Origin of the sequence: Kurthia sp. YJT4, assembly GCF_030219945.1 — a bacterium.
Lineage (GTDB): Bacteria > Bacillota > Bacilli > Bacillales_A > Planococcaceae > Kurthia > Kurthia gibsonii.
Map to the genome: position 1 here is coordinate 998,786 of NZ_CP126689.1, position 14,393 is coordinate 1,013,178.

Annotated in this window: 13 protein-coding genes and 1 other RNA gene; 12 read left to right on the forward strand and 2 right to left on the reverse strand. The window is 36.2% G+C overall.

Annotated elements, in window-relative coordinates:
- Positions 1 to 130 precede the first annotated feature (130 nt).
- The 5 genes from QN089_RS04780 to QN089_RS04800 all read left to right on the forward strand — a co-directional run bounded on the left by QN089_RS04780 (position 131) and on the right by QN089_RS04800 (position 2,960).
- Positions 131 to 937: a hypothetical protein gene (locus QN089_RS04780; RefSeq protein WP_285216062.1), complete on the forward strand. Its 807-nt coding sequence runs from the start codon at positions 131 to 133 to the stop codon at positions 935 to 937.
- A gap of 1 nt (position 938) precedes the next feature.
- Positions 939 to 1,112: a hypothetical protein gene (locus tag QN089_RS04785; RefSeq protein WP_285216063.1), complete on the forward strand. Its 174-nt coding sequence runs from the start codon at positions 939 to 941 to the stop codon at positions 1,110 to 1,112.
- A gap of 122 nt (positions 1,113 to 1,234) precedes the next feature.
- Positions 1,235 to 1,957, forward strand: a complete 723-nt coding sequence (locus tag QN089_RS04790; protein WP_082701443.1) for a DnaD domain-containing protein — start codon at positions 1,235 to 1,237, stop codon at positions 1,955 to 1,957.
- Between the two features lie 2 nt (positions 1,958 to 1,959).
- Positions 1,960 to 2,619, forward strand: coding sequence for an endonuclease III (gene nth, locus QN089_RS04795; protein WP_087680074.1), 660 nt, complete (start codon positions 1,960 to 1,962; stop codon positions 2,617 to 2,619).
- Positions 2,616 to 2,960, forward strand: a complete 345-nt coding sequence (locus QN089_RS04800; RefSeq protein WP_285216064.1) for a YpoC family protein — start codon at positions 2,616 to 2,618, stop codon at positions 2,958 to 2,960. The genes nth and QN089_RS04800 overlap by 4 nt, the downstream gene beginning before the upstream one ends.
- A gap of 201 nt (positions 2,961 to 3,161) precedes the next feature.
- On the opposite strand, the gene QN089_RS04805 is transcribed toward QN089_RS04800, so the two are convergent.
- Together QN089_RS04805 and recU are read right to left on the reverse strand one after the other, a co-directional pair.
- Complete coding sequence (locus QN089_RS04805; protein WP_285216065.1) at positions 3,162 to 5,768, reverse strand: transglycosylase domain-containing protein; 2,607 nt, start codon at positions 5,766 to 5,768, stop codon at positions 3,162 to 3,164.
- A 28-nt stretch (positions 5,769 to 5,796) separates the two neighbouring features.
- The gene (recU, locus tag QN089_RS04810; protein ID WP_068454296.1) at positions 5,797 to 6,411 is read right to left on the reverse strand and encodes a Holliday junction resolvase RecU; all 615 of its coding nucleotides are present in this window, start codon (positions 6,409 to 6,411) and stop codon (positions 5,797 to 5,799) included.
- Between the two features lie 210 nt (positions 6,412 to 6,621).
- On the opposite strand from recU, the gene QN089_RS04815 reads away from it, so the two are divergent.
- The 7 genes from QN089_RS04815 (at position 6,622) to QN089_RS04845 (ending at position 14,353) form a co-directional block, all read left to right on the forward strand.
- Positions 6,622 to 6,999 carry a YppE family protein gene (locus QN089_RS04815; protein WP_068454292.1) on the forward strand — a complete coding sequence of 126 codons (378 nt, stop codon included), beginning with the start codon at positions 6,622 to 6,624 and terminating at the stop codon, positions 6,997 to 6,999.
- Positions 6,974 to 9,325 carry a DEAD/DEAH box helicase gene (locus QN089_RS04820; RefSeq protein WP_285216066.1) on the forward strand — a complete coding sequence of 784 codons (2,352 nt, stop codon included), beginning with the start codon at positions 6,974 to 6,976 and terminating at the stop codon, positions 9,323 to 9,325. The genes QN089_RS04815 and QN089_RS04820 overlap by 26 nt, the downstream gene beginning before the upstream one ends.
- On the forward strand, positions 9,282 to 10,508 hold the full coding sequence (locus QN089_RS04825; protein ID WP_285216067.1) for a ribonuclease H-like domain-containing protein: 1,227 nt from the start codon (positions 9,282 to 9,284) through the stop codon (positions 10,506 to 10,508). The genes QN089_RS04820 and QN089_RS04825 overlap by 44 nt, the downstream gene beginning before the upstream one ends.
- 77 nt (positions 10,509 to 10,585) lie before the next feature.
- Positions 10,586 to 10,903 (forward strand): cell division regulator GpsB, encoded by a 318-nt coding sequence (gene gpsB, locus QN089_RS04830; protein ID WP_068454286.1) that lies wholly within the window; start codon positions 10,586 to 10,588, stop codon positions 10,901 to 10,903.
- Between the two features lie 78 nt (positions 10,904 to 10,981).
- Positions 10,982 to 11,370, forward strand: an RNA gene (gene rnpB, locus QN089_RS04835) — RNase P RNA component class B.
- A gap of 110 nt (positions 11,371 to 11,480) precedes the next feature.
- Positions 11,481 to 13,214 (forward strand): putative bifunctional diguanylate cyclase/phosphodiesterase, encoded by a 1,734-nt coding sequence (locus QN089_RS04840; protein ID WP_285216070.1) that lies wholly within the window; start codon positions 11,481 to 11,483, stop codon positions 13,212 to 13,214.
- 2 nt (positions 13,215 to 13,216) lie between these two features.
- Positions 13,217 to 14,353, forward strand: coding sequence for a THUMP domain-containing class I SAM-dependent RNA methyltransferase (locus tag QN089_RS04845; RefSeq protein ID WP_285216071.1), 1,137 nt, complete (start codon positions 13,217 to 13,219; stop codon positions 14,351 to 14,353).
- Positions 14,354 to 14,393: the final 40 nt, after the last annotated feature.

Here is a 14,393-nt window from a genome sequence, read left to right on the forward strand (position 1 = left end):
ATAATAAAGTTATAATATTTTGTTGAATCTTTTGTTATATAATAATTGTCAGAGGTGATTATAAATGGAATCCAAAAAAGTTTGTCTAAGTAAGAAAATTGTCCCATCTTTAATGTTAGGAGTATTAACGTTGTCAGCCTTCGCTACAACAGCAAGTGCAGAATTAAATGATGATTCAGCACATAACGCAAAATATAAGTGTACGTTAGTCATTGATAAGCAAACAAACGATACAACATATGCTAAATGGGGCGTGAATTATAAAAAAGGCAAAACATTTAAATATGCTCTTGGTAAAGGTGAGGCTTGTGTTCAAGGGAAACAAGGTGCTGTAAAGGGATATTATTATAAAGATAAATATGAACATTATGGAAATGTTGTAGCAATTTATAATAATTTTGTTAAGTATTCAGGTGAAAAAACGTACTTACCATCTTTGGGTTTAAAAATTAACGGGAAAAAAGTAGATGGTTTTATCTTAACCGCATACATTACGGATTCAGCTGCTAAGATCACAGGCAAGAAAATGCATGTAGTTTATACGCAAAGTTTGCGCTCTAAACCAGCAGTTTCAAGTAAGAAATTGAAAAAGGTTTATCAAGATAAAAGTGTTGTGAAGGTGAAGAAAGTAAGTGGTTCATGGGCTTATGTTTACTCTTACTCCACAAAATCATACGGTTGGATGCCACGTAAGTATTTAATCAGCAGTTTTACAGCTAATCGCATTGTTGAAAAAACAGTAAAGCCAAAAATTGATTATATTGAATCTGGCGAATTACCTATTGGTACAAAAAAGTTAATTAGTAAAGGAACACCAAGTAAATATACGTATATTTATAAAGATAAATATTCAAGTGGTAAGTTAATCAGTTCAAAGTTATATAAAAAATATTTAGACAAAAAAGGAAAAGATACTCTTTATGAATTGGGGGCTTAAAATGAATAAACTACTAACTACACTCGTATTATTCGGGTGTAGTTTTTTTCTGTGGTCACAAAGTGTTCTAGCTGTAATTCCAAAAGAAGAACGCGAAACACATTATGATATACAATGTAATATTACAATTGACGCAAATCGACATGATTATGCTCAAAAAAATAATTTGAGATGATTTATCGTTTGAGCTTATTAATACGAAAAAAACACAAACCATGCAATTTCATGTTCATGCCTTTTACTTCAGTGTTATAATGTACGTTGAAACTTTTGAAAAAGAGAGGAGTCAATAATCAAATGCAAAATGAACAAATGAGGCTCCAAGCGTGGGTTGAAAGTGGGCAAGTTGCTGTACCACAGTTATTTTTTAAGCATTATAAAAATCTTTCATTAACAGATGAAGAAGCATTGTTGTTACTACAACTTCATTCCTTTATAGAGCAAGGTGTTGATTTCCCGTCACATACTGATTTAGCACAACGAATGAATGTAAAAGAACAACAAATTATGTTTTGTCTACAAGGGCTTTTACAAAAAGGTTTGATTCAAATCGAACAAAAGACAAACCAGGATCATATTTTATATGAAAAAATAAATTTATTTCCACTTTGGATGCGTCTATTAGATTGCGAACAAAATACGCAACAGCAAATCGAAGTGAGTCAGGAACAAATGGAGGAAGGGCAGTTATTCCAAATGTTTGAGCAGGAGCTAGGTCGTCTATTATCACCGATTGAGATTGAAACGATTTCGATGTGGATTGATCAAGATGGACATACACCTGATTTAATTCGTCAAGCTTTAAAAGAAGCCGTACTAAGTGATAAAGTAAGTTTGAAATATATGGATCGTATTCTTTTTGAATGGAAAAAGAAAAATATTACAACGACGAAAGCGGCTTTGCGACACGCAAAAGAGTATCGTGAACATACAATTAAAACACCGACTAGAATCGATGAAGATGTACAGCCAGTCGTGAAAAAAGCGCCGTTTTATAATTGGTTAGAGGAGAGAGAATAGCGATGTTAACAAAAAAACAATGGCTTGAATGTTTGGATAAAATGGACGACATGTATCCAGATGCACATTGTGAATTAGTGCATGATAATCCATTTGAATTAACAATTGCGACGTTATTATCTGCACAATGTACGGATGTTTTAGTGAATAAAGTGACGAAAACATTATTTCAAAAATATAAAAAACCAGAAGATTATTTAGCTGTGCCTCTAGAAGAACTAGAACAAGATATTCGTTCTATTGGTTTATATCGTGCAAAAGCTAAAAATATTCAAAAGTTATGTCAGCGATTACTAGAGGTATATAATGGAGAAATTCCAGATCAGAGAGAAGAACTGGTGACATTGCCAGGTGTTGGACGAAAAACAGCGAATGTTGTATTGTCTGTTGCGTTTGGAGTTCCAGCAATGGCTGTAGATACACATGTAGAGCGTGTAACCAAACGACTTGGTTTATGTCGTTGGAAAGATAGTGTGTTACAAGTCGAAGAAACGATTATGAAAAAAACACCGATTGAACGTTGGAATAAAGCGCATCATCAACTTATATTCTTTGGACGTTATCATTGTAAATCGCAACGTCCAGGTTGTCATGCATGTCCATTATTTGATGTGTGTCGAGAAGGTCAAAAACGTTTTAAAAAGGGGTTAGTGGAACAATGATTCAATGCAATCAAGAAAAAATTCAAAAAGAACAAGTGGATGCATGGTTCAATGAATGGAAGTCACTAGCCGAAAAGATTCATGAGGCACATGATCGACGTGATCACTCAGCAGGAGATTATATGGAACAAGGCATTAACCTATATGAAATGTTCATTTTACAAGCTTCGAATCAAACACATTTTGATGAAAAAGAAGAATATGAAATTTTGCCAATTAATGCAGGAGAGCGATTAGCTTTTATTAAAAGGAGACCTGGACAATACGCATGTTATCGTCAATTAGATGAATTATTTCAGGAAACGAAAAAGCGCTGTGCACGTTTACGCTTAAAGAAATAGATGAGCGATTAAAACTTCGACAAATCATAATTTGTCGAAGTTTTTGTATATACAAAAAGAGAATGAGACAAAACATTTCATTTTCTTTTTTAGCGTTCGCAACGAAAAACCGGAACCGCGCCACAGCGCAATTCCGGTTTTTATTATGCTCATATGAGACGGTGTTTTTACACATATGTCTCATCCTTTTTTGTTTAGATATTAATTTCCGTTACCTTGATCATTTTCAGTGGCTGGTTCATCTGTTTCGGGTTGGTCAGGTTCAGTAGGTTTTTCAGGTTTAGTTGTATTTCCGTTATTGTTATCATTCTGATTTCCATTGCTGTTATTCCCATTGTTTCCATTATTATTCCCGTTATTATTGTCATTCTCATTGTCACCTTGGTTATCACCAGGTTGATTTGTTTCAGGCTGATCGGTTTCAGGTGTTTCACCAGGTTGGTCTGTTTCAGGTTGATCTGGCTCATCTACTGCTGGTTCTTCAGGCTCTTCAGCAATTTTTACAGTAGCAGAAGCACTAGCACTTTCTTTGCCATCCACAACTGCTACAACACTAAAGGTTAGAGAAGTAGCGCCTCCAGGAACACGATAAGAAGCTTTTGTATCGCCTGTTGTTGTAATGGTTTTGCCATCTACAGACACACGATATTTAGCACCATCTGTATCACTTTTATTCCAAGATAAAGATACCGTTTTTGAATCTGCATCATACGTTGCACTTAAACCTGTTGGAGCAGAAACTTTCTCATCTTTTTCTTCTTCTTTTTCCACAGGTGCTTGTGTGCCACGAACATATAACTCAGAACCTGAAGAGATCACAGAGCTTGGTTGTTTAAAGTTCGGTGTATTTTTACCTGCAGAAATTTGGCTCATAATGATACGGAATAAATTTTGAGCTAGTTGTCGTTCTTGAGGGGATACAATCCCTTGTTTACGACTAGAATAGCCTGTCCATACAGACATCGAGTAGCGCGTTGTGTAGCCAGAGAACCATGAATCTGGTACAGCATTACTTGGTAATCCGTATTCTTGTAACTGTTCACTTGTGTAGTTAGTTGTCCCTGTTTTACCCGCGATATCTAGTCCCGGTACAGCTGCAGCACCACCAGATGCACCAGATTTTGAACTTACAACGTCACGCATCATATCTGTTAGCATATAAGCTGTATAGTCACTCATTGCAGCTTGTGGTTCAGGTGTATATGTTTTCGCTGTGTTACCATCGCGGTAAACAATTTTTTTAATTGAATAGGCTTTTGTGTAAATTCCGTTATTTCCAAATGAAGCATAGATTGCTGACATATCGATTGGTGAAAGGTTTACTGAACCACCACCGATTGCATCAGATTCATATAAATCATCAGGTTTTAAGCCAAAACCACTAATGAATTCTTTTACTTTAGAAGTACCCACTTCTTTAAAGGCTTTAATCGCTGGGATATTCCGTGAGTTGTATAGTGCTTCACGCATCGTTAATGCACCTTTAAACTGGTTATCGTAGTTGTTGATTGCTTGTGATGTTCCAGAGTAGTTCATTGGTTCATCGACAAGTGTATGGCCTGTACTCCATTTTAAATATTCAATCGCTGGACCGTAATCCATGATTGGTTTCATTGTTGAACCAGGTTGACGTGTTTTCAGAGCTTGTGCATAGTTGAAGCCACGTTCTGGACCGTAATCACGAGAACCGCCAACTGCAGCGATAGCTCCTGTTTCCGTATCAACAACCGAAATCCCTGTTTGAATATCTTTTGTTGGGAAGTTTGCATCATTGTTAATTGTTTTCTCAACAACTTTTTGTGCCTCAGGATCAAGTGTTGTATAAATACTAATACCATCTTCTAGCGCTTTTTCATCGCCGTTTTCAGCTAATTCTTTTAATACGACATCGATGAAGGCATCATATTTTGAACTATTGTTCGCAATACGTTTGCTCTCTGGAAGTAGCCCTTGTTTTACACTAACTTTCATTGCAGCTTCCATTTCATCTTTTGTAATTTTTTTATTGTTATACATTAATTTTAAAACGGTATTACGACGTTTTTCAGCTAAGTCTGGATTTTTAAATGCATTATAGTTATTTGGTGATTGTGGCATACCAGCTAATAAAGCCATCTGTGGTAATGTTAATTGATCAATATCTTTACCGTAGAAATACTTAGCTGCTGTACCAAAACCATAAATACGTCCACTCATTAATACTTTATTAAAGTACATTTCAAAAATTTCATCTTTTGTATACTCACGTTCTAATTGAAGTGATAAATACGCTTCTTGTGCTTTACGTTTAATCGTTTTTCCGTTATTAAAGAATGAGTTTTTAATAACCTGTTGTGTAATTGTACTCGCACCTTGTGAACCAAAACCATCGCGGAAATTGGCTAGTACAGCTCCACCTAAACGGTAAAAGTCAATACCATGATGGTCGTAAAAACGCGCATCTTCTGTAGAAAGAATCGCATCTTGCATTTGTTTCGGGATATCTTCAAACTTTACATGTTCTCGTTCTTCCGTTCCCATTGTATAGAATTCTTTTCCGTTCTTATCGTAGAACTTCGAAGATACAGGATCTTTTAATGTTTCTTCATCTAATTTAGGTGCTGTTGCTGCATAATAAGCAAACAAGCCCCCGCCTAGTAGTAATCCAATTACACCTAAAGCCACAACAGCTAATACAATTCGTTTTAGCCATGACTTTTTAGGCTTTGCTGATTTCACTTTTTTAGAAGATGAACGACCTCTACTTTTTCTTTGTTCATTTTCTAATCGTTTTCGTTCTTCTCGTGAATTATATCGTCTATTATCCACAAAAATCTCCTCTCTTTCTCACTTCCTATTATAAAGGAAGTAAAACTGTTACAGCCTTTAAATAATCAAGCTGTGGACTGTAACTTTCTTTTATTTCAATTGCATCTTGTTCGAAAACATCGAATGGAATCGATTTACGCCCACCTTTTTCCATCTCTGCCCATGCAGCGTTCAAAATAGAAAATGGCAATACAAAAGATCGATTTAAAATGGAAAAGCGAATGAGTAAAAAACAAATCCCACCTTGAGCTGTTGCTGCACGCATATGTGTCACTTGGTGTAGATGCACATTTTTCAGCGGGAAAGATGTTTTATTTTTTGTTTCTTTCGCATCAAAATCGATATAATGACCTTTATATACACCATTATAATCCGTTGTAGAAGGGGTTCTGAAATAAGCTTCACGTATTACAGCAGCACTTCTCGACGGATATTCTACATTGACGATTTGAATAGGAACAGGTTTCTTATGGATGACTGCTTCTTTAACGGTTAAATAATAAGCATTTGCTTCATCAATCATATCTTCTAATGTTTTCCCACGATTACTAAAAGTTAGGTCTTTTTTGACTTGTTTTTTAGAAGATGCTTTCTTTTCTGTCGCAGGTACATATTTTTTGCCATTAGGATATCGAATCGCCAAAAGATTCACCTCGTTCTTTACAAACATTGAGAAGTTCACAATGCGTAAATTTAAAACACTACCCAAAGATAGTAGCAATAACAAGCATATTTTGCAAATGGTAAAGTGAGATAAATGAACGAAAAAGGAATGTTCGTTCGCCTACGTTAGTAGTGTAAAGCGTATGAATTTGTTAAAATAGAAAGAAGATGCGAGAAGGAGATAAAACAAATGCTAAAAGAATTAACAACAACACTTTATTTAGAGTGTGATCGAAGCTATGAACGTTTTATGAATATACGCGAACAACAGCAAGATGCTGATTTTTATACAGAAGTAAAGCCTTATGCAGATGAAGTTCATGCAAAGCTAAAAAAGTGGAAGGAGTTATCTAAACAATTTATAGAAACAAATCATCCAAAGTATTTACATATGTCGCAAGTTGAACATGCGAGTGATGCAATGGAACAATTTGTCGTTCAATCTTTTTATGTGAAAACGAGTAAAAAAAGATTCATTCAATCGATTCAATCGACGAAATTTACATTTGAAACGTATTTGCGCACATTGGAGGAGGTGCAACATGATTCGAGAAAGAAAGACAGTTAAAGAACTAATTGAACAATGGCAGTCTGATCCGAAGATGCAAAATCGTGTACAACATGTGCGTGTCTTACCAGAACGACCAGCAAGCTATGCGACATTTCCTAAACAATTACATCCATCTATAAAAAAAGCGCTGCAATCAAGAGGGATTGAACAGCTCTATACCCATCAACGTGAGGCTTTCGATTATGCAAAGGAAGGAAAGTCTTTTACAGCTGTCACACCAACAGCTTCAGGAAAGTCGCTTTGTTATCATTTACCTGTGTTACAACGAATCTTGGAAGACTCAAAAACACGCGCGCTTTACTTGTTTCCAACGAAAGCATTAGCACAAGACCAAAAGTCTGAAATGAATGCGATGATTGAAGCGATGGACGAGGAGATTTTGAGTTACACATATGATGGGGATACATCACCAGGTATTCGTCAAAAGGTGAGAAAAGCAGGGCAAATCGTCATGACGAATCCAGACATGTTGCATTCGGGGATTTTACCGCATCATACAAAATGGGTTTCGCTTTTTGAAAACCTTCAATTTATTGTCATTGATGAACTACACACGTATAAAGGGGTATTCGGTTCGCACGTTGCGCATGTACTAAGGCGATTAAAGCGAATTTGTGATTATTATGGAAGTAACCCAATCTTTATTTGCACTTCCGCAACAATTCAAAATCCAAAAGAATTAGCAGAGAATCTCACGAATACAAAACATCAGCTGATTGCGAATAATGGTGCACCAGCTGGAAAGAAAACATTCCTATTTTATAACCCACCAATTGTTAACGAGACATTCGGTGTTAGACGAAGTGCGATTTTAGAAGTAAAGGATTTAGCACGTAAATTATATGAATCTGAAATTCAAACAATTATTTTTGCAAAAAGTCGTGTACGTGTGGAGATGCTTGTAACGTATTTAAAATCATTAACAGCACAAAATATTCAAGATGAATCCGTGCGGGGTTATCGAGGTGGCTACTTACCTTCTGAGAGACGGAAGATTGAAAAAGGACTGCGAGACGGGACAATCCAAACGGTTATCTCGACGAATGCACTGGAACTAGGTGTTGATATTGGTCAATTACAGGCATGTATTATGACCGGGTATCCAGGGAATATTGCAAGTGCTTGGCAACAGGCAGGACGAGCTGGACGTAGGCAAGATGATGCACTCATTATTTATGTGGCACAGTCGACAGCGCTCGACCAATATATTATTCAACACCCAGATTATTTACTCGGTAATAAACCAGAAGAAGCGCGTGTGTATCCAGAGAATATGCTGATTTTAATGGATCATTTAAAATGTGCGGCATTTGAATTACCTTTTAAACAAGGGGAAAACTATGCAGAATTTGATGTAGATGATTTATTGGAATATTTAGCTGAGGAGAAAATTTTACTAAAGACAACCGATACATGGCACTGGATGACAGACAGATTCCCAGCGCATGATATTAGTTTACGCTCGGCATCACAAGAAAATGTTGTGATTATTGATCAAACGATAAAAGGGAATACAACAGTAATTGGTGAGATGGACCGCTATAGTGCGATGACATTATTACATGAAGAAGCCATCTATATACACCAAGGTACACAATATCAAGTTGAAAAGCTTGATTGGGAAGAAAAGAAAGCCTATGTAACAGAAGTGGATGTAAATTATTTTACAGATGCGAATTTAGCAGTAGAATTAAAAGTGATTTCAGAAGATCGCGTGCGTCAGCTAGGAAAAGCAAATGTAGCATTTGGTGATTTAATGACATTAGCGAATGCAACCATCTTTAAGAAAATTCGATTTAATACACATGATAATATTGGTTCAGGTCCAATTCATCTACCGCCAGAAGAACTGCATACATCAGGCACATGGCTGCACTTTAAACAGCCAGATGATTGGACAGACGATGATTTAAATAGTGCGATGCTAGGTGTTGCCTACGCAATGAACAGCTTTATTCCACTGTATATTCAGTCAGACCGTTCGGACGTACATGTTGTACCGCAAGTGAAAGCTATTCATAATGGTGAACCAACTTTCTTCATTTATGATCGTTATCCAGGCGGTATTGGACTGAGTGAGCGTATTTATGATTTATGGGAACAATTAATACGACATGTGTATGAACATGTCGAGGGATGTTCATGTCAAATTGGCTGTCCAGCATGTATTGGTGCTCAAGATCAAACGGGAAATACAAAAGATCAAGTACTTCATTTTTTACAATCATTTTTATTAGAGGAATTGATGGACGATGTCTTACGAGAAGAAGATTTTGCAAATGAAGCAAATGTTAAAAAAGGGTACGAAAACAGCGAAGACTGAAAAAACACCTTATCAAAAACCTCTTCCGCCTTTTTATACAGAAAAGTGGGAGAAAGCTGGTTTAAGTCGGATTGAAAATGATTTTGGAACGGTTTTTTTACGAGAAACACATTATGCGTTTAATCACCAGCATGGTAAGTATCGGCTTGGCCAATTTTATGAAGCACTTGAAGCGTGGGGAGTCTATGAACAAGAACATCCTTTAAAAATGACATCAGATGAAAAAATCATATTTTATGACACAGAAACAACCGGTTTGAAAGGTGTTGGAACACATATCTTTTTAAATGGGTTACTTGAAGAAACTTCTGATGGGTTTGTGCTGAAACAATATATACTTGCAGACCCAGCAAATGAAGTGGCTTTTTTATTCGAATCGAAGTTTTGGCAAGCAAATCAAACGATTGTGACATATAATGGAAAGAGTTTCGACTGGCCACAATTACAAACGCGTTGGACATTAAATCGAGAACATTTGCCACCATTACGTGAGCATCAGCAAATTGATTTGTTTCACAGTTCAAAACGTATTTGGAAAAACGATTTAAGTCGAATGAAATTGACAACGGTTGAACAACAAAAACTTGGTTTTCAGCGCATTGACGATTTACCAGGTCATTTAGCGCCAATGGTCTATTTAGATGCAGTTCGAAGTGGTGACCATGACATGCTTTTTCAAGTGTTACGTCATAACGAATACGATTTACTATCATTAATTACACTATTTATTCAAGCGACAGAACTCGTATTCTCAGAAGCAAATCAAGAGCACGCAATTGTGCATACGAATATTGGAAAATGGTATTATGACTTAAAACAACTTGATTCAAGTCAGAGCTTATTGGAAAATGTTACAGAAAATTATGCAACAAATGAAGCGGCAGAAGCGTACTATTTATTAGCCATTCAGCAAAAAAAGCAAAAAAAATACGCCGAAGCGGCTGAAAGTTATGAAAAAGCTTTGCCATATTTAGAAGAGCGTCAGTGGATTGAAGCGTCCCTTGGACTCGCAAAATTATATGAACACCAACTACATGATTTAGAAGAAGCCGAAAAACATACGCTCAACGCATTATTTCGAGTAAGACAGTCTTTATTATTTAAAAAAGATGTGCAACAACGAAAAAAAGAAGCGATTGAAAAGCGATTTTTGCGTATTCGAAAAAAACAAGGTATGAAATAGAGAAACCCCCTTATTTATCCATGACTTCAAAGAAGTATATGCTATAATGGAATTACTTATTACAAGTTGAAAGGATTATGATGATGGACATTAAATTATCAGCTAAAAAGATTTTAGATAAAGATTTTAAAACAGGTATTCGAGGATATAGTCAAGATGAGGTCGATCAATTTTTAGATGAAATCATTATGGACTATGAAAACTTTGAAAAAGTATTATTGAAAAAACAAGAAGAAATTAATTTATTAAAACAAGAGCTTGAACAAGCCGAAAGTACAAGAAGAAATTCACCTACAACAGTTGCACCATCTGGTATGGGCGCAACAAATTATGATATCTTAAAGCGCATTGCGAATCTTGAAAAACATGTATTCGGGGATAAATTATATGATTAATGCGTGATTTCCTTAAAAACATAGTTTAAATATTGAATTATGCTGTTTTTGCGCATATAATGTAAATAGCATCAATAAGCGAATGAGTAATCGCTGCAACGCTTTGACGTTGTTGAGGAAAGTCCATGCTCACACGATTCTGAGATGAACGTAGTGTTCGTGCTTCGCGAAATCATAAGCGGAGGTAGCAGCAATGCTAACGGCGAAAGGAAAACCTAAGTTTTCGGATATGGTTGAAACTTTCTGAAAGTGCCACAGTGACGAAGTCGTATAGGAAACTTTACGAGTGGAACGAGGTAAACCCCACGAGTGAGCAACCCAAATTATGGTAGGGGCGTTCTCCTGAAAGAAATGAATGGATGGAGAGATAGGTATGCTTGCATATCTATAGATAGATGATTACTACCCGAGTAGTACGAGGCTTTTAGCTGTTTGAGTACGAAGGGCACAAAACATGGCTTACAGTTCCTTATGATGTTCTTATAACATGATTAGTCAGGCTCTCCGATTTTATAGTTGGAGAGCCTTTCTTACTAAAATACATAGATAGATTTCATATATGGATGCGGGGATCAGGATGAAAAAAAAAGACTGTTTATATAGCGAAAAATTAGATGGGAATAGCCCAATCTGCCCTGAAACAATGTGGGCATTATTTGACCATTTATCAGAAGGTGTCATGATTACCGATGCAGATAAAGTGATACTTGCCATTAATCCAGCTTTTGAATTTGTAACAGGCTATAGTGCAGGGGAAGCATTAGGGAGCAAACCGCACTTGCTGCAGTCGGGAATACATGCAAAAAGTTTTTACGATAAGATGTGGAAAGAGATTTATGCAACAGGTAAATGGTCAGGAGAAATTTGGAATCGTCGCAAAACAGGTGATGTCTATCCCGAATGGTTGACAATTATTGCAATTAAAAATGATGATGGGGATACAACACATTATTGTGGTATTTTTGAAGACCTTTCGGAAAAGAAAATTGCAGAGCGTGAAATTCAAATTCAAATGAATACAGATACATTAACGGGTTCTGAAAATAGCTATTCATTTATGAACCGCATGAATGTGCTTTTAGAAGCTTCTGAGAAGAAAAATTTTGAACATGCATTGCTATTTTTAGACATGGACCGTTTTAGTCATATTAATGAGTTAGGTCATTCGATTGGTGATAAATTATTAACGGAAGTTGTACAGAGGTTGACGCCGTTTATTCGCAATAAGGATATGCTAGCGCGTTATGGCGGTGATGAATTTGTTATTACTTTGGCACACATTCACCATCCGAAAGAAGCAGTTCAACTAGCAAGTAAGATTATTGAAACATTTGAAGAACCGTTTTTAATTGATGAACATATACTCTACACAACGGCCACAATCGGGATTAGTTTGTATCCAGAAGATGGACATAATACTGAAATTCTGATTAACAAAGCAGTGAAGGCAATGGAATATGCGAAGAAGAATGGGCGTAATCAATTTGCTTTTTATTTTGACGAACTGAATATTGGAACGAATCGCGGTTTATTAATTGATCATGAATTACGTAGAGCAATTAAAAATAAAGAGTTTGTTTTACATTATCAACCGAAAATTGATTTAACGACAAATACAATCATTGGTTTTGAAGCATTGGTTCGCTGGTATAACGAGACCCTTGGCTTTGTACCGCCAAATGATTTTATTCCGTATGCAGAAGAAGTGGGACTTATTATTCCTTTAAGTGAGGTCATCATTGAAAAAGCGTGCCTAGATTGGTTAACCTTAGAACGTGCAGGTTACGGTCATATTCCAATCGCTATTAATATTTCAAGTATTCACTTCCATCAACCAAACTTTATTGAATCGATTCAAGAAATTTTACAACGCAATAATTGCTCTCCAAGAAATTTTGAAATTGAATTAACGGAAAGAACGGTGATGAATAATGAAAAAGAAACGATTCGTCGACTAATTCAGTTGAAGCAATTAGGTTTTAAATTGTCGATTGATGACTTCGGCACAGGGTATTCATCATTGTCATATTTAGTACAGTTCCCATTAAACCATTTGAAAATTGATCGTAGCTTTATTCAATTAATTGGTTCTGTTAATGAGAAGCAGGCAGTTGTTGATGCCATTATTCAAATGGCACATCGTTTGCATATGAAAGTCATTGCAGAAGGTGTGGAACAAAAAGAACAAGTGGAATTGCTAAGAAATATGGGCTGTGATATGATTCAAGGATATTATTATTCTAAACCGTTGCCATTAGAAGAGGCGATTGATTACGTAGAATTTTGGAAATTGGAGATAGAAGGGAAATAAGCATGACAAAATTTAATTTAGTAGCTACAGCAGCTATGGGACTTGAAGCCATTGTAGCAGATGAACTAAAAGCCTTAGGATATGAAACACGTACAGAAAACGGAAAAGTGTACTTTGAAGGAGAAGAGCGTGATATTGCACGTACTAATTTGTGGTTACGCGTAGCAGATCGTGTAAAAATCGTTGTAGGTTCTTTCCCAGCAAGAACATTTGATCAATTATTTGAAGGTGTTAAAGCATTACCTTGGGAAAAAATTATGCCAGTTGATGCAGAGTTCCCTGTAACAGGTAAGTCTGTAAAATCAAAATTATATAGTGTGCCAGATTGCCAATCAATTACGAAAAAAGCAATTGTTGAGCGCATGAAAAAAGTACATGGCCGTTTAGGTATGCTAGAAGAAACAGGACCGAAATTCAAAATTGAAGTATCAATCTTAAAAGATGTGGCGACACTAACAATTGATACATCAGGTGCTGGGCTTCATAAACGTGGGTACAGAACAGAACAAGGTGAAGCACCACTAAAAGAAACATTGGCTGCAGCACTTGTATATATTTCAAAATGGACACCAAATCGTCCGTTTGTAGATCCTTTCTGCGGTTCAGGTACTATTGCACTGGAAGCAGCGATGATTGGACAAAACATTGCACCAGGTTATAATCGTGAATTTATTAGCGAAGAATGGCCATTTATGAAACAAGAGATTTGGGATGAAGTACGTGATGAGGCAGACCAAGCTGCAAATTACGACCAACCACTTCAAATTTCAGGTTCAGATATTGATCACCGCATGGTTGAAATTGCAAAACGTAATGCACTTGAAGCAGGTTTTGGAGAATTGATTGACTTTAAACAAATGCAAGTGTTAGACTTTACAACATACGCTGAAGATGGAGTTATGATTGGAAATCCACCTTATGGTGAACGTATTGGTGAAGTGGAAGCAATCGAACAAATGATTAGTGATATTGGTCATATGATGAAAGCTTATCCCACATGGTCTGTTTATATGCTATCTTCGATGGAGAATTTTGAAGAGCTATATGGTCGACGTGCAACAAAAAAACGTAAATTGTTCAATGGTTTCATTCGAACAGATTATTATCAATTCTGGGGACGCAAATCACAGAAGAAATAAAAACAAGAGAGGTTGTCTATTTAGACAGCCTCCCTTTGTG

Coding starts and splice junctions, on each gene's coding strand:
- QN089_RS04845 (WP_285216071.1), top strand. CDS start 13,217: ATGACAAAATTTAATTTAGTAGCTACAGCAGCTATGGGACTTGAAGCC.
- gpsB (WP_068454286.1), top strand. CDS start 10,586: ATGATGATGGACATTAAATTATCAGCTAAAAAGATTTTAGATAAAGAT.
- QN089_RS04800 (WP_285216064.1), top strand. CDS start 2,616: ATGATTCAATGCAATCAAGAAAAAATTCAAAAAGAACAAGTGGATGCA.
- QN089_RS04785 (WP_285216063.1), top strand. CDS start 939: ATGAATAAACTACTAACTACACTCGTATTATTCGGGTGTAGTTTTTTT.
- QN089_RS04840 (WP_285216070.1), top strand. CDS start 11,481: ATGAAAAAAAAAGACTGTTTATATAGCGAAAAATTAGATGGGAATAGC.
- nth (WP_087680074.1), top strand. CDS start 1,960: ATGTTAACAAAAAAACAATGGCTTGAATGTTTGGATAAAATGGACGAC.
- QN089_RS04815 (WP_068454292.1), top strand. CDS start 6,622: ATGCTAAAAGAATTAACAACAACACTTTATTTAGAGTGTGATCGAAGC.
- QN089_RS04825 (WP_285216067.1), top strand. CDS start 9,282: ATGAAGCAAATGTTAAAAAAGGGTACGAAAACAGCGAAGACTGAAAAA.
- QN089_RS04790 (WP_082701443.1), top strand. CDS start 1,235: ATGCAAAATGAACAAATGAGGCTCCAAGCGTGGGTTGAAAGTGGGCAA.
- QN089_RS04820 (WP_285216066.1), top strand. CDS start 6,974: ATGATTCGAGAAAGAAAGACAGTTAAAGAACTAATTGAACAATGGCAG.